At 65.8% G+C, this 15,908-nt stretch carries 12 protein-coding genes and 2 pseudogenes; 7 read left to right on the top strand and 7 right to left on the bottom strand.

What is annotated here, in order from left to right:
• Positions 1-93: 93 nt before the first annotated feature.
• Positions 94-1,560, bottom strand: a complete 1,467-nt coding sequence (locus tag AC5Y36_RS07845) for a cytochrome P450 (RefSeq protein ID WP_500040301.1) — start codon at positions 1,558-1,560, stop codon at positions 94-96.
• A 219-nt stretch (positions 1,561-1,779) separates the two neighbouring features.
• On the opposite strand from AC5Y36_RS07845, the pseudogene AC5Y36_RS07850 reads away from it, so the two are divergent.
• Positions 1,780-2,392: pseudogene (locus AC5Y36_RS07850) on the top strand (integrase core domain-containing protein); the annotation flags it as partial.
• A 21-nt stretch (positions 2,393-2,413) separates the two neighbouring features.
• Here AC5Y36_RS07850 and AC5Y36_RS07855 read toward each other — a convergent pair.
• Positions 2,414-3,055 (bottom strand): TetR/AcrR family transcriptional regulator, encoded by a 642-nt coding sequence (locus AC5Y36_RS07855; RefSeq protein ID WP_500040302.1) that lies wholly within the window; start codon positions 3,053-3,055, stop codon positions 2,414-2,416.
• A gap of 126 nt (positions 3,056-3,181) precedes the next feature.
• Between AC5Y36_RS07855 and AC5Y36_RS07860 the strand changes: the two genes are divergently transcribed.
• Complete coding sequence (locus AC5Y36_RS07860; RefSeq protein WP_500040303.1) at positions 3,182-4,027, top strand: hypothetical protein; 846 nt, start codon at positions 3,182-3,184, stop codon at positions 4,025-4,027.
• A gap of 104 nt (positions 4,028-4,131) precedes the next feature.
• Positions 4,132-4,645 (top strand): annotated as a pseudogene (locus AC5Y36_RS07865) (IS1380 family transposase); the annotation flags it as partial.
• A gap of 62 nt (positions 4,646-4,707) precedes the next feature.
• On the opposite strand, the gene AC5Y36_RS07870 reads toward AC5Y36_RS07865, so the two are convergent.
• Positions 4,708-5,310 (bottom strand): TetR/AcrR family transcriptional regulator, encoded by a 603-nt coding sequence (locus AC5Y36_RS07870; RefSeq protein WP_500040304.1) that lies wholly within the window; start codon positions 5,308-5,310, stop codon positions 4,708-4,710.
• Between the two features lie 225 nt (positions 5,311-5,535).
• On the opposite strand from AC5Y36_RS07870, the gene AC5Y36_RS07875 reads away from it, so the two are divergent.
• Entirely contained in the window at positions 5,536-5,772 is a 237-nt protein-coding gene (locus tag AC5Y36_RS07875; protein WP_500040305.1) for a ribbon-helix-helix protein, CopG family, read from the top strand.
• Positions 5,769-6,203: a type II toxin-antitoxin system VapC family toxin gene (locus AC5Y36_RS07880; RefSeq protein WP_500040306.1), complete on the top strand. Its 435-nt coding sequence runs from the start codon at positions 5,769-5,771 to the stop codon at positions 6,201-6,203. Before AC5Y36_RS07875 ends, AC5Y36_RS07880 begins: the two co-directional genes overlap by 4 nt.
• Here AC5Y36_RS07880 and uvrA read toward each other — a convergent pair.
• Complete coding sequence (gene uvrA, locus AC5Y36_RS07885) at positions 6,200-9,109, bottom strand: excinuclease ABC subunit UvrA (RefSeq protein WP_500040307.1); 2,910 nt, start codon at positions 9,107-9,109, stop codon at positions 6,200-6,202. The genes AC5Y36_RS07880 and uvrA overlap by 4 nt on opposite strands.
• A gap of 93 nt (positions 9,110-9,202) precedes the next feature.
• Here uvrA and AC5Y36_RS07890 point away from each other — a divergent pair, with 93 nt between their 5' ends.
• Positions 9,203-9,880, top strand: coding sequence for an MBL fold metallo-hydrolase (locus tag AC5Y36_RS07890; RefSeq protein WP_500040308.1), 678 nt, complete (start codon positions 9,203-9,205; stop codon positions 9,878-9,880).
• Here the strand turns inward: AC5Y36_RS07890 and AC5Y36_RS07895 are convergent, their stop codons facing one another.
• A complete protein-coding gene (locus tag AC5Y36_RS07895; protein WP_500040309.1) occupies positions 9,881-10,327 on the bottom strand; it encodes a universal stress protein in 447 nt (148 codons plus the stop codon).
• 281 nt (positions 10,328-10,608) lie between these two features.
• On the opposite strand from AC5Y36_RS07895, the gene AC5Y36_RS07900 reads away from it, so the two are divergent.
• Positions 10,609-12,159 (top strand): glycosyltransferase family 39 protein, encoded by a 1,551-nt coding sequence (locus AC5Y36_RS07900; RefSeq protein WP_500040310.1) that lies wholly within the window; start codon positions 10,609-10,611, stop codon positions 12,157-12,159.
• On the opposite strand, the gene AC5Y36_RS07905 is transcribed toward AC5Y36_RS07900, so the two are convergent.
• Together AC5Y36_RS07905 and uvrB are read right to left on the bottom strand one after the other, a co-directional pair.
• Positions 12,135-13,586, bottom strand: a complete 1,452-nt coding sequence (locus AC5Y36_RS07905; protein WP_500040311.1) for an MFS transporter — start codon at positions 13,584-13,586, stop codon at positions 12,135-12,137. The genes AC5Y36_RS07900 and AC5Y36_RS07905 overlap by 25 nt on opposite strands.
• Before the next feature lie 42 nt (positions 13,587-13,628).
• Complete coding sequence (uvrB, locus tag AC5Y36_RS07910; RefSeq protein ID WP_500040312.1) at positions 13,629-15,797, bottom strand: excinuclease ABC subunit UvrB; 2,169 nt, start codon at positions 15,795-15,797, stop codon at positions 13,629-13,631.
• Positions 15,798-15,908: the final 111 nt, after the last annotated feature.

Genomic DNA, 15,908 nt, shown 5'->3' on the forward strand with positions numbered 1-15,908 from the left:
TGCGCGTGGGCCCTTGAGAGTACGGGTTTACCAGCCCTCTAATCCCGCATTCGACGGCCACTGACCATACTCCTTGGGCGCGAAAGTCAGCCGCTAACGGCGCGTGACGGTGCAGGGAACGCCACCCTTGATCGTTGTGGTGCCGGTCCACTGGTGCTCCGGCACCCAACTGTCCGGGAACGTGAGGCGATAGCGTTGGAAGATCAGCGTCGCCATCAGAAGTGAATTCTGGTAGGCCATCGCCATGCCGATGCATTGCCGCATCCCTGCCCCGAACGCAATGAAGGCATGGCGAGGTCGTCCGGCTACCTGATCGTCGTCGAAGTGGTGTGGGTCGAAGATCTCCGGGTTTGCCCACCAACGCGGATCGCGGTGCAGATTGGTGAAGCTCACACCTACCACGGCGCCTTTCGGAATCGAGTATCCGCCGACCTGCGTGTCCTGCAACGCAACTCGAGGCAAGAACGGACCGCCCTGCAGCCGCATGGCCTCATCAAAGCACTGCTTGGCCCAGCGAAGGTCGCCGAGATTGTCGGCGGTCGGCAACGCTCCGCCGAGGGCGTCGATCTCTTCGAAAAACCGTTGTTGGGCTGAAGGATTAGTGGGCAGTAAGGCGACCAGCCAGCTCAGCGCCGCGGTAATGGTATCGTAACCAGCCGCGAGCAGCGTTATGGCGTCCACGACCTGGTCATCGCGGGACAAGGCGCTGCCGTCGGGTAGGCGGGCATCGACCACGACCTGCAGCAGGTCCGTGTGTTTGACCGGGTCATTCGCCCGCTCATCCACCAACTCGCCGATTCGCCTCTTCACACGGCGCAGCGAGGTTGTCAGGTTGGGCACGCCGGGAATTGGGAGTACCGACGGGACGCGCCCCGTCAGCAGCGCAGTCGCGACTTCAAGCGCGACGTGCGCATCACCTGTGATGGTGTCGATGTCCTCAAGCGTGAAGGAAGTTGAGAACATGTTTCGCAACACCACGGGCATCAGCACTCGTGCCAACTCTTGCTCGAGATTGATGACCTCGCCGGTGTCCGCAAACCGCTCCCACGCGGCGAGGCGCATCACCATCTCGTCGACAAAGTCGTCGGCGAGGCTAGAAAGGTAGCGTTTGCCGAACATCGGGGTATAGAGCTTGCGCCGTTCGCTGTAAGCGTCAGCATCGCTGATCAAAGGAAGCGGCAGCCCCCAGAGTCTCGACATAAAGTTGGGCCACGGCAGAAAGGCGTAGGTCCCGCTTCGGTCAAACACTTCGGGGACGAGATCCGGGTGATTGACGATCACCAGGTCGACGCCCGGCATCGGAACCCGGAAAATGTCACCATATCTCTGGGTCGAGGTACGCATGTAACGGTATGGATCGCGCATGACTGAACGGGCGCGTCCGAGGACCGGCAAACCAATCGGACCTGGCAATCGGCGGTCGGTGCCATGCCGGAGCGACATCACCGGAAGCCGCGTGAGCCGGAAAATATCGCCAAACCGAGTGGCGGCGCCGATACGTATAGCCGGATCCGTCGGACCGTTTTGCTGGGGGAACGGACAGGTAGTCGGGAAACTCATATCGTCGCTCCTTGATGCTCGGGGCCAATGCCCTGGTAGTGCACACTACCATCTGGTAGTACCCACTACCAGATGGTGGGGCGGCGCGCCCGGGCTGTCCGCATTGGGCCTTGGCGATCCTCGACTGCGGCTTGCCGGCTGTAGCGGCGTGTCCAGCACGGCGACATGAAGGCCAGCGACGCCAAGCGTCTCAAAGGAGCGCGACACCGCTCAAGAAGCCGGTCATGGCGCGACGAGAACCTGCGGGTTACGCAGTGCCGCAAGAAGACGCAGCTGACCGCCATCGGTACTGCCGTCGGCACGGTGTCACCGATCCGGCCGAATGCGATCTGGGCGGTGGGCTTTCAATACGACACCGTCGCCGACGGACGCACCGTAAAGATGCTCAACCTGGCCGACGCGTTCACCCGCGAAGCTCTGGCGATCGACGTTAATCGTGCCATCGAAGTCTTGGGTCGCCTGGCCCTACAACGAGGTGCGCCGCATTATGCGCGCTTCGACGATGGCCCCGAGTTCGTCGTGCACGCCGTCAACGATCGGCGCCGGTCTAACGGCACTGGTTCGCTGTTCATCGTTCCCGGTCGCCAGGGCAGCACGCCTGGATCGAATGGTTCAGCGGCCGGCTATACGAGGAACTGCTCACTCCTGGCGCGTCGACTTCCTGTTGGGATGCCGGGTGGTCATTGAAGATTGTCACTGCGACTACAACGCCAACAGGCCGCCCTCCGCCCACGGCGACCTGACACCGACCGAGTTCGCCCTATCGTCGGCCACGACCCACCAACCCCAAGCCCCATACTTACTGGACCACCAACCGGGTCCCTTCAGTTGATTTCGTGAACCAGACGTCCGGTCACGACTGTTGTTGAGTAGATTCGGGTAGGATTAGCTGGCTAGCCAAATTAGTTACGGTGCTAATGATTCCCTCCCGTGGGACGGCAATTGTACCGTTCGCCCACGCGTTCAGCAGGCTGAGGGTCGCGCCCGTGGCAATGATCGAAATCACCGTCAATTGGTCGGACGTTCGCTCGCCCGGGGCAAACGAGTCGAGGAATTCGTGCGTCAGTCGCTCCAGTAGGACGCGCATCTCGCGGGCCCGGTCTCGCAAGACGGGATCGCCGTCAGCCTCGACAAACAGGATGCGCAGCAGGTGGGGGTTACTGTCAACGAAGTCCAGCCCGGCGTTGAATGCGTTACGCAGGCGGTCCGTTGGGCTCGAGTCGTCGCCATTGACGATGCGGTCGACCAAGTAGCCGATGGCAGTGCTGAGGGCAGTATCGAAGACTGCCAGCAACAGGCCGTCGCGTGAACCGAAGCTCTCATAGACGTAGCGCTCGTTGAGCCTAGCCATGCTGCTGACGGCCTTCGTGGTTAGTGCGCCGGTGCCATGCGACCCGACCAGCTCTGTGGCGGCATCAAGCAACGCGGCGCGACGTTTCGCCTTGCGCTGATCCAGAGGCAGTGCCCGCGCGATCGGCTCCCGAGGCGTCGGCATGGGCGCCAATTGTAGCTACTGCCTATGGAGCCGGTTCCGGCATGGGTATTGCCAACCTGACATCGGTAGCGCATACTACCAACCTATTGGTAGCAGTCACTACCAAACGGACGAGGGAGGCTGCGGATGATCGGCGCGTCAGGTGTGCACCGGGGTCTATTCCTAGATCCGCCGCGTGGCGATGTGGCGCACCATTCGCTTACCTTCCTCCTTCTTGGTGTCGTGGTAGCAGTTGCCGTGGCCGCTTTCGGGGTGGTTTATACCGTGCGAACTCGCGACCCGTTGTGGTTCTGGGGCGCCGTCGGCGGTTTTCTCTTCGGGGCGACGGTTGTCGAGGCAGGTGCTGACTGGTTTGTCGCGGTCTGGTACCCGACGAACCATTACGTTGCGTTCACCTCCCTCGGAAGGCCGATGCCCTGGTTTGTGGTGTTCGGGTACTTTGCCCTATTTTCGCTAGGGTCAGTTATCAGCAACTGGGCTGCAAAAGGCGGTATATCCGCCTCCAGGATCCTGATGGTGATGGCACCTGCCGCAGCGGTCGAGGTTGCCGCTGAAGCCTTGCTTTCACACTTCAACATCATGCACTACTACGGCAATTCAGCGGTTGTTTTCGGTGTTCCCATCTATTGCATCATCCAGAATGTCGGATTCATCGCGGTTCAGATGTGGTTGTTCGCCGTAGTCATGCCGCACATCCACGGATGGCGGTGGATTCTGGTGCCAGCGATTGTGGCAATTCCATTGCCTGCCATGGCTATTCTCGGTACCTGGCCGGCCTACGTAGGGATAGCACTTCGGGTGGGTCCGGGAATGAGTTGGACCCTCGGCATCGTGTCCACGCTTCTGAACTGCGCCATTGTGCTTGCGGCGCTCTATTCGCCGCAGTTGCGAAGGCTACGTTCTCAGCCGCTTCTCGAGAATAGTTCGGAGCATGCCCCGGAAGTCACTCGTCGTCAAGGTTCTTTTACCTGACGTGGCTCGTTTTCTACGATCTTGTTGCTTACTAGCGCTTTAACCTAGCGTTTTGTTGTCGGCACGGCCGATATTTCGTTCACTGGTTTTGACCAAGAACACCGCACCCGGGCGCGGTGAAAGACCCCGACACCGGAGCATGGATCTCCGATGCCGAGGCGCCGAAATCCCTTACACCGCGTTTGGATCCACCCGCGCCCGTGACCGTACGAATGATCGTGCGCCGCATCAAAGACGTCCGCCATCCCGAGGCACTGTTCCTAGCACGGCGCGACCACCCGCTCTTCAACGACTCCGACCAACCCGTCGACCACGGCCACATCGCCCACCGTCCCGACGTCACCATCGAAACCGTCTGCTCCGACCTGATCGAAGGGCCATTGCCGCACATACGCTCGGGGAGTTTCGGTGTGAGCACCGCCTGGATTTATGCGCGGCAATCACCCGTCGCTCGTGGGGCCGCCCTGTGCCGCAAAATTGGCAACGTCGCCCGCCTCGCCCACCCGCCATAGACCGGACTTGCACCTACCCAGTCACTGGCCCTGGGAACACGCATGGCAAACGCTGTGGCACAACAACATCAGATGGCACCCACCACCGTTTGCCACATCCGCCTGACTACCCACTGAAAGGCCAGGCGGACTAATCGGGTCTAATCGCCGTCCATCGGTGGATCGAGTCTAGGTGCCCGCCGGTTCAGCACCCAGTAGCGGCGCCACCATGAATTCGACCGTCTCCCGCAGGTCACCGTCTGGTGGGCAGAGGATCAGGATCACGATCTGGCGCGCCAGTGCCTCGCCGGCCAACTGCGGATCCGCGACCCGCAGCTGACCACCAGCCATCGCGGCCTCGAGCACGGGAGCGGCAACCTCGCCTAAACGGCGAATGAGCGTACGCGCACCGCCTTGAACAATCACCTCCCCCAACATCTCTGGTTCGTGGTCGAGCAAGCGGCGCAGCAACGGATTGTTATACGTCAGCGATACGGCCCGAACGATCGCATCTACGAACAGCTCCGACCACGGCGCGCCACCGAGCATCGCAGCGCTCACGTCGTCCAGGAAACCGTAGGCAATCCGCCCGCCGGCCAACAGGATCGCGTCATCTACCGAGTCGACTTGGCGATACAGCGTCGTACGGGCTACCTGCATCTCCCGCGCAAGGTCAGACATTGAGGTGCGGCGTATCCCGTTTCGGCTCACGGCGCGCTCCGTTGCGTCGATCAACAGGTTCAGCGATTCCGGCGGTCGGGGTACTGTGCCGAGCTCCGCGATGAGCCGCACCAGGGTGGAAACCCGGCCAGACCCGGCGGGTTCACCGCTCGGCGGACCGACACTGCGCTCGGGACTGCCACGTCGGCGTCCGCGTCCATTACCGCTGCCCATGTGGTCCAGCATAGCGGAGGGCTACATATGATCCACATAATGTAGCGATGAAGCCGGCGTCCGGCGACCTGATACCCGCCCTCAGCAAAATTGCGGTAGTTATGGTGCGGGTACCATAACCATATGGCACTCAAGAAGACGACCGTGATGGTCGACGAGGACGATCTCGCGATAGTCAAGGAGGCGGCCGCGCGTGCGGGGCGTCCTGAGTCCGAGTACTTCCGCGAGGCGTTCCACCTCGCCGCATTGCGGGCCCGCCGTTGGCCCGCCGAGTGGGACATTCCCTCGATGGATTTCGGGCACCCGGTGACCGCTGACGAGGTCCACCAGATCGTCTCCGACGCTGCCGGCACGGGATGATCATCGTCGGGGACACCTCCGGGCTGGTAGCTGCGTTCAACTCCGCTGACCCCGAGCATGTTGCGGCACGCATGGCACTGATCGGTGCGGCGCTGACCGTCGTCTCCCCACTGGTTTTCCTCGAAATCGAACACGTCACCACTCGAAACGTCGGCCGACGTCAGGCACTGGAGCTCAACGACTGGCTGCTCGCCCAGGAACGCATCGGCCGGGTGGCCGTACCCACCGTTTCGGCGCCCGAATTAAGGACGGCGCGAGCGATCCAAAACCGTTACGAGGCTTTGCGACTCGACCTTACCGATGCAGTCACCGTAGTGGTTTCCGAACAGTACGAAACCGACACTGTGCTCACCCTCGACCGGCACGATTTCCACGCCGTCGCTCCCCTGACCGGCGCGCCAGCCTTCCGGCTGCTACCCGACGACCGCTAGGCGCTGACTTTGCGACGCCGCCGCGCCGGGGGCGCAACAGGTTTCGCGGGCTCCAACACCTCGGCGAGGAACTTGCCGGTGTAGCTTTCCGGCACCGCCGCCACGTCCTCCGGGGTGCCCTGCGCGACGACGGTGCCGCCGCCGGAGCCGCCCTCCGGCCCCATGTCCACGATCCAGTCCGAGGTCTTGATCACGTCCAGGTTGTGTTCGATGACGATCACCGTGTTGCCCTTGTCGACCAGGCCGGCCAGCACGGTGAGCAGCTTGCGGATGTCGTCGAAATGCAGTCCGGTGGTGGGTTCGTCGAGGATGTAGACGGTGCGGCCGGTGGACCGCTTCTGCAGCTCCGATGCCAGCTTCACCCGCTGCGCCTCCCCGCCGGACAGGGTCGGCGCCGGCTGACCCAGCCGCACATAGCCCAGCCCGACATCGACCAGGGTCCGCAGGTAGCGGTGGATGCTGCTGATCGGCTCGAAGAACCCCGCCGCGTCCTCGATCGACATGTCCAGCACTTCGGCGATGGTCTTGCCCTTGTAGTGCACCTCGAGGGTTTCCCGGTTGTAGCGGGCGCCCTGGCAGACCTCGCACGGCACGTACACGTCGGGCAGGAAGTTCATCTCGATCTTGATGGTGCCGTCGCCGGTGCACGCCTCGCAGCGCCCGCCCTTGACGTTGAACGAGAACCGTCCCGGCTGATAACCACGCACCTTGGCCTCGGTGGTGGCGGCGAACAGGCTGCGGATCTTGTCGAACACCCCGGTGTAGGTGGCCGGGTTGGAGCGTGGCGTGCGCCCGATCGGCGACTGGTCGACCCGCACCAGCTTGTCGACATGATCGAGCCCGGTCACCCGGGTGTGCCGGCCCGGCACATGGCGGGCGCCGTTGAGCTTGTTGGCCAGCACCGCCGCCAGGATGTCGTTGACCAGCGTCGACTTGCCCGATCCGGATACCCCGGTCACCGAGGTGAGCACCCCCAGCGGGAACGACACGTCGATCTCGCGCAGGTTGTGCTCCCGGGCGCCGACGACCGTGAGCTGACGGCGCCGGTCGGTGGGGCGCCGAATCGCCGGCAGCTCAATGCTTTCCCGGCCGGACAGATAGGCACCGGTGATCGAGTTCTTGTTGCGCAGCAACTCCGCGTACGGCCCGCTGTGCACGATCTGTCCGCCATGTTCACCGGCCGCCGGCCCGATGTCGACGACCCAGTCGGCGTGCGCGATGGTGTCCAGGTCGTGTTCGACGACGATCAGCGTGTTGCCCAGATTCTTGAGCCGGGTCAGCGTCTCGATGAGCCGCCGGTTGTCGCGCTGATGCAGTCCGATCGACGGCTCGTCGAGCACGTAGAGCACCCCGACCAGCCCCGAGCCGATCTGGGTGGCCAGCCGAATCCGTTGCGCCTCACCGCCGGACAGGGTGGCCGCCGCTCGCGACAGGGTGAGGTATTCCAGCCCGACGTCGAGCAGGAACCCCAGCCGGAACTGCACCTCCTTGAGGACCTGCCCGGCGATCGCCTGCTCGCGTGAGCCCAGGGTGAGCGCGTTGAGGAAGTCCGAGCAGTCCGCGATCGACAGCTCACACACCTCGGCGATGGACTTGGACTGCTCACCGGCGGCCAGCGTCACCGCCAGGATCTCCGGCTTGAGGCGAGTGCCCGCGCAGACCGGGCAAGGCACGTCGCGCATGAAGCCTTCGTAGCGCTCCTTCATCAGCTCCGACTCGGTCTGCTCCATTTTGCGCTGCAGGAACGCCAGCACACCTTCGAAGTCGGCGTAGTAGGACCTGGTGCGGCCGTACCGGTTTCGATACCGGACGTGCACCTGCTCGTCGGCGCCCTCCAGGATCGCCTTGCGCGCCTTGGCCGGCAGCTTGCGCCACGGGGTGTCGACGTCGAAGCCCATCGCCTCCCCGAGGCTGGCCATCATCTTGGTGAAGTACTCCGCCGTGTGCCCCACCGACCACGGTGCCACCGCGCCCTCGGCCAGGGTGCGGTCGCCGTCGGGCACCACCAGGTCGGGGTCGACTTCCTTGCGGATGCCCAGGCCGCTGCACTCCGGGCAGGCGCCGTAGGGCGAGTTGAACGAGAACGACCGCGGCTCCAGGTCGTCGACGGCCAGCGGATGCCCGTTGGGGCAGGCCAGCTTCTCGGAGAACCGCTGTTCGCGGTGATGGCCGAGTTCATGAACCCGTTCATCCAGAAACTCCAGCACCACGATGCCGTCGGCCAGGTTCAGCGCGGTCTCCACCGATTCGGTGAGGCGCTGTTTGGCGGACGGCTTGACGGTGAGGCGGTCGACGACCACCTCGATGTCGTGCTTCTCCTGCTTCTTCAGCTTCGGCGGGTCGGTCAGCGAATGCACCACGCCGTCGACCCGGACCCGGCTGTACCCCTGCGAGTTGAGCTTCTCGAACAGGTCGGCGAACTCGCCCTTGCGGGTGCGCACCACCGGCGCCAGCACCTGGAACCGGGCGCCTTCGGGCATCACCAGCACCTGGTCGACGATCTGCTGCGGGGTCTGGCGGGCGATGCGCTCCCCGCAGACCGGGCAGTGCGGGGTGCCGGCCCGCGCGTAGAGCAGCCGCAGGTAGTCGTAGACCTCGGTGATGGTCCCGACGGTGGACCGCGGGTTGCGGTTGGTCGATTTCTGGTCGATCGAAACCGCCGGGGACAACCCTTCGATGAAGTCGACGTCCGGTTTGTCCATCTGGCCCAGGAACTGGCGGGCATACGCCGACAGCGACTCCACGTAGCGGCGCTGGCCTTCGGCGAAAATGGTGTCGAACGCCAGCGACGACTTCCCCGAGCCGGACAGCCCGGTGAAGACGATCAGCGCGTCCCGCGGAAGGTCCAGGTCAACGCCCCGCAGGTTGTGTTCGCGCGCGCCCTTGATGATTAGTCGGTCCGACAACTCAACATTCTCTTTCTGGCCGTCAGTGCACACGTCAACCCCATGCTATGTGCCGGTACCGACAAGTCCGTGTCGAGCAGTACGGTGGCCACCATGACAGCCCTCGACGACAACTACACCGGCCACGTCGAACCGCGCACCGCCGCGCGGCGCACCCTACCGGGGGCGTCGATCGTCAAGATGTCGGTAGGTCCGATGGACAACAACACCTACCTGGTGACGTGCACGAACACCGGCGAAACGCTGCTGATCGACGCCGCCAACGACGCCGACCTGCTGATCGAGCTGGTCCGCGAGCAGGCGCCCGCGGTGTCGCTGATCGTCACCAGCCACCAGCACTTCGACCACTGGCAGGCGCTGGAGGCAGTGGCCGCGGCTACCGGAGCACCGACGGCCGCGCACGCACTGGACGCCGAGCCGCTGCCCGTGCGCCCGGACCGGATCCTGGCCGACGGCGACACCATCAGCATCGGCGACCTGCGATTCGACGTCGTCCACCTGCGCGGCCACACCCCGGGCTCGGTCGCGTTGGCGCTGGGCGGCGACGCGACCGGCGGGGTGACGCAGCTGTTCACCGGCGACTGCCTGTTTCCGGGCGGCGTCGGAAAAACCTGGCAACCCGGAGATTTCGAGCAGTTGCTCGGCGACGTCAGCCGGCGAGTGTTCGATGTGTACGCCGACTCGACCGTCGTCTATCCGGGCCACGGCGACGACACCACACTGGGTGCCGAGCGCCCGCATCTGACCGAATGGCGCGAACGCGGCTGGTAACTAGCCGGTGGTGTGAACGATCAGCACGTCGACCTTGGCCCGCCGGGACACGTTGGCGGGCACCGAGCCGAGCAACCGGCCGGCGATGGTGCTCAGGCCGACGTTGCCGACCACCAACAGATCCGCACCGACCTCTTCGGCAAGGTCGACCAACGCGTCCACCGGGGCGCCGACGATGGCACGTTCTTCGACGTTGGCGGCACCGGCATTCTCGGCCCGCTCCCTGGCTTCCTTGAGGATCGCGTAGATCGGGGCGTTGCCCGACGCCTTGTAGCCCTCGTCCTTCAGCATGTCGGACGCCCGCGCGTCGTCACCGTGGGGAAGGTATGCGGTGGTCACGATCACCTTCGCGCCCGACCCGGCCGCGATTGCACCCGCCCGGTCGACAGCGCGAAGCGACGAATCCGAGCCGTCCGTGCCGACGACCACGGTCTGATACCCGCTCATCCGATCCCTCCCAGCAGTAGTTGCACGATCACCGAGACAGTAACGCGTTGCCGAGCCACGATGGGTGCGATTGACGACACAACTGCCTCGACAGCCACATATTCCGCGCGCGCTACCGGCGCAAACCCGCCCGACCGGGCCCGACGTGACCTTGCTGACAGTGTGAGGCGTGTCGCCGTGCCATCGTGACCTGCGTCTCCGCATCGTCGTGCCGAGGGGCGGAGGCTGCCGGTAACCTGACCGTCTGAACGGCCAGCGAAGAATACGAGTAGCGAACCCCAGTGAATACTGTCCTGACCCCGCGCCGGGCCACCCCCGAGACGCCGCCGGCACGACGCCCGGCCCGGTGGCCCGACGCCGTGGTGATCGCGCTGTTCGCCGCCGCGCTGGCCGCCGCCGGTGCAAGCCACCCGTCGATGTGGTTCGACGAGGCGGCCACCATCTCCGCATCGGCGAACCGGTCACTGCCCGAATTGTGGCGGCTGCTCGGGCACATCGACGCAGTGCACGGGCTGTACTACCTGATCATGCACGGCTGGTACGCGGTGTTCCCGGCGACCGAGTTCTGGTCTCGGGTGCCCAGCTGTCTGGCGGTCGGTGGCGGCGCCGCCGGGGTGGTGGTGCTGACCAAACAGTTCGGCACCCGTCGGGTGGCGGTCTGCGCCGGGCTGCTGTTCGCGATCCTGCCGCGGATGACCTGGGCCGGCATCGAGGCCCGCTCCTACGCGTTCTCGGCGATGGCCGCGGTGTGGCTCACCGTCTTGTGTGTGACCGCGCTGCGGCGCAACCGGACGGCGCTGTGGCTGGCCTACGGCGGTGCGGTGGTCGCCTCGACGCTGCTGAACGTGTTCATGGTGCTCATCGTCCCGGTGCACGCGGTGCTGGTCCGGGTGATGCGTTGCGGCCGGTCGGTGGCGCTGCGTTGGATGGCATCGACGGCCGTCGCGGTAGCCGCCCTGATCCCCTTCCTGCTGTTCAGCCGTACCCAGATCCGGCAGGTGGGCTGGATTTCACACCTCAACTGGCGCAATGTCACCGACGTCGTGCAGCACCAGTATTTCGACCGCAGCGTGGCCTTCGCGGTGCTGAGCGGTCTGGTGTTCGGCGCGGCGATCGTGGCGCGGTTGACCCGCCGTTGGCGGCCGGACGACGCGACGACGCAACTGGTGTTGCTCTGCACGGCGTGGATCGTCGTTCCGACCGCCGTCGTACTGATCTACTCGGCGGTCAGCAAGCCGGTCTACTACCCGCGTTATCTGCTGTTCACCGCGCCGGCGATGGCGATCCTGCTGGCGGTGTGCGGGTGCGCGCTCGCGGTGCGGCGCCGGCATCTGATCGGTCTGCTGGTGGTGTTCGTGCTGGCCGCGACGCCCAATTATCTTGCCGAGCGGGGGCGTCACGCCAAGGAGGGCTGGGACTACAGCCAGGTGGCCGACGTGATCCAGGCGCACAGTTCTCCCGGCGACTGTCTGGTGGTGGACAACACCACGGCCTGGGCTCCGGGACCGATCAGGGCGCTGCTGGCCGGGCGTCCGGCGGCGTTCGCGCACCTGGTCGACCCGGGTCGAGGCCCGCATGGGCCGGCGATAGGGCGGCTGTGGGACGGACACCTGGCCGTGTGGGCGGTGGCCGACCAGTTGGCGAAGTGCCGCGTGGTGTGGACGATCACCAACCACGACAAGGCGCTACCGGATCAGCAGTCCGGTGCCGCACTTCCCCCGGGGCGCCGGTTTGGTCGCACCCCGGACTACCAGGTGATCCACCGGCTCGGGTTTCGCCTGGTGCAGCGCTGGCAGTTCAGCTTCGCTCAAGTGATCAAAGCCACCCGCTGACGCCCCTGCCCGCGGCTGGCCCGGTAGGAGACGGCCGCGCCCATCGTGGCGAACACTGCGAACACCGCGAACAGCCACCGGGCCGCGGCAACGTCGACGCCATCGGCCATGTTGACCACCACGCCGGCCACGCCGGCCCCGACCGCCCCGGAGATCAGCTGCACGGTGTTGATCGCGGCAGCGGCCGCCCGACCCTCGGCGGGGTCGTCGACGCAGCCCATCGCCCACGCCGACAGGTGCGGCCAGGCCACACCGACGCCGGCGCCGACGGTGAACAGCGCCAGCGCCCAGATCGCCCCGATGGCGACCGGGCTGTGGTGGTCCAGATGGGTGTACGCGGCGACGATCAGGCCACCGGCCACCATCAGCGGTGCGGCCGCGACGAGGTTCGCGATCAGCCGGGCGCGGTTGAGTGAGGCGCTGACGAACTCGCTGACCGTCCAGCCGATCGACAGCGCCGCGCCGAGGAATCCGGCGGCCATCGGCAGCAGATGCGCCAGGCGTTGGCCGAGCAACGGCACGTACAGGTTGGCCTTGGTGGTCGCCATCAGCAGACCCAGCGTCAGGAAAATCCATTTCTCCCGCCCGCCTCCGAAGATGCTGGGCGGCAGCACCGCGACCGGAGCGCGCCGGTCGACGAACAGGAATCCTCCGACCAGCAGCCCGCCCAGCGCCAGCAGGCCCGCCGCGGCGGCGAAACTGTGCGGCAGTTGGGCGGCGCTGACCACCAGGGCCGCGGCCCCCAGAATCAGCAGGGATCGCAGCGGAACGGCCATCGGCTCACCGCGGTGTGCGTGCCCGCCGCCCGGCAGAACCACCGTGACCGCGATCGCCATCACCGCGGTCAGTGTCGCCAGGGCCACGAAGGTCCAGCGCCAGGCGCCCCATTGCGCGAACAGCCCACCCACGGCGGGGCCGACCAAGGTCCCGACCCCCCACATCGCCGACACCAGCGCCGATGCCCGGGTCCACAACCAACTCGGCAGCACCGCGTTGATCAGCGCATAGCCCAGACCGGCGAGCAGACCACCGCCCAGGCCCTGCAGCAGGCGACCGGTCAGCAGGACCTCCATCCGGGGCGCCAGCGCGCACACCAGGCTGCCGGCACCGAACACCGCCAACCCCAGCAGATAGGCGGCCCGCGACCCGATGCGCACCAGCACCGAGTTGACCGCGGCCGCGGCGATCACCGATCCGACCAGATACAGCGTGGTCACCCACGCGTAGAGGCGCTCCCCGCCGATGTCGGCGATGGCGCTGGGCAACAGGCTGATGGTGAGGAATTCGTTGGTGGCGTAGAGCGCGACACCGCCGGCAAGAACAGCCGACGTCCCCAGATACCGCGGGCCCAGTAGCTCCCGCCAGCTGCCTGTGGTTCTCGTCGTCGTCGCGTCAGTTAGGTCCACCACCGACACGCAGTCAACCACGGATCACAGCATCATGCGAACGGCGCGGCCCGCCCGGGCGCGTCACTTCAGCCCCGCGGCGTCCATTCCGCGCAGTTCCTTCTTGAGGTCGGCGATCTCGTCGCGGATCCGGGCGGCCAGCTCGAACTGCAGGTCACGGGCCGCGGCCATCATCTGCGCGGTCAGGTCTTTGATCAGGTCGGCCAGTTCGGCACGGGGCATGCTGGCGGTGTCACGGCCCTCGATGATGCCGGCGCTCACCGACTGGCCCGCACGGCCCGGTTCGCCCTGCGCGCGTCGACCGCGGGAGGCGTTGCGCCCGGACCCGCCGATCTCCACCGACTCGGTGTCGGCGGCCTCCCGGTACACCTGGTCGAGAATGTCGGCGATCTTCTTGCGCAGCGGCTGCGGATCGATGCCGTTGGCCTCGTTGTAGGCGATCTGCTTGGCCCGTCGCCGCTCGGTTTCGTCGATCGCCTCCTTCATCGAATCGGTGATCTTGTCGGCGTACATGTGCACCTCGCCGGACACGTTGCGGGCAGCGCGCCCGATGGTCTGGATCAGGCTGCGCGTGGACCGCAGGAAGCCCTCCTTGTCGGCGTCGAGGATCGCCACCAGCGACACCTCCGGCAGGTCCAGACCCTCCCGCAGCAGGTTGATGCCGACCAGCACGTCGTAGTCGCCGAGCCGCAGCTGGCGCAGCAGCTCCACCCGGCGCAGGGTGTCGACCTCGGAGTGCAGGTAGCGCACCCGGATACCCAGCTCCAGCAGATAGTCGGTGAGGTCTTCGGCCATCTTCTTGGTCAGTGTGGTCACCAGCACCCGCTGGTCGGCGTCGGCGCGGGTGCGGATTTCGCCGATCAGGTCGTCGATCTGGCCCTTGGTCGGTTTGACCAACACCTTCGGGTCGACCAGCCCGGTCGGGCGGATCACCTGCTCGACGAACTCGCCGCCGGTCTGGCTGAGCTCGTAGGGGCCCGGGGTGGCGGACATGTACACCGTCTGCCCGATGCGCTGCGCGAACTCCTCCCAGGTCAGCGGTCGGTTGTCGCACGCCGACGGCAGCCGGAAGCCGTACTCCACCAGGTTGCGTTTGCGCGACATGTCGCCCTCGTACATGCCGCCGATCTGCGGCACGGTGACGTGCGACTCGTCGATGATCAGCAGGAAGTCCTCGGGGAAGTAGTCCAGCAGGGTCGCCGGCGGGGTGCCGGGCCCGCGGGCATCGATGTGCCGCGAATAGTTCTCGATGCCCGAGCAGAACCCGACCTGGCGCATCATCTCGATGTCGTAGCTGGTGCGCATCCGCAGCCGCTGCGCCTCCAGCAGCTTGCCGTGGCGTTCGAGGTCGGCGAGCCGCTCGGCGAGCTCGGATTCGATGGTGGAGATGGCGTGCGCCATCCGCTCCGGTCCGGCCACATAGTGGGTGGCGGGGAAGATCCGCAGCGAATCCACCTTGCGGACCACGTCGCCGGTCAGCGGGTGCAGGTAGTAGAGCTCCTCCACCTCGTCGCCGAAGTATTCGATGCGGACCGCCAGCTCCTCATAGGAGGGGATGATCTCGACGGTGTCGCCGCGCACCCGGAACGAGCCGCGGGTGAACGACAGGTCGTTTCGGGTGTACTGCACGTCGACCAGCAACCGCAGCAGCGCGTCGCGGGGCACCTCCTCGCCGACCTTCAACTCCACCGAGCGGTCCAGATACGACTGGGGGGTGCCCAGGCCGTAGATGCAGGACACCGACGCCACCACCACCACGTCGCGCCGGGACAGCAGGCTGGAGGTCGCCGAGTGCCGCAGCCGCTCGACGTCGTCGTTGATCGAGCTGTCCTTCTCGATGTAGGTGTCGGTCTGCGCGATATAGGCTTCCGGCTGGTAGTAGTCGTAGTAGGAGACAAAATACTCGACAGCGTTGTGCGGCAACATTTCTCGCAGCTCGTTGGCGAGCTGGGCGGCCAGCGTCTTGTTGGGTGCCATCACCAGGGTGGGCCGCTGCAGCCGCTCGATCAGCCAGGCGGCGGTGGCCGACTTGCCGGTGCCGGTGGCGCCCAGCAGGACCACGTCCTTCTCCCCGCCGGTGATGCGGCGCTCCAGGTCCGCGATGGCGGTCGGCTGGTCCCCGGCAGGCGAGTATTCGCTGACCACCTCGAAGTGGCCGCCGCTGCGTACCAGCTGGTCAACGGCACGGTACTCCGAATGCGCAACGATGGGATGCTCGGTCGCGAACGCCATGCTGTCCAGGGTAAGCGGGGGTACCGACACCCGAGTACGCGCCGAGTGTCGGGTTAAGGCACGCCCGCACGCCGAGAGCGTGACATAACCCGACATTCGGCGCCGAGCGGC

This window comes from Mycobacterium sp. NGS50 (assembly GCF_059812545.1).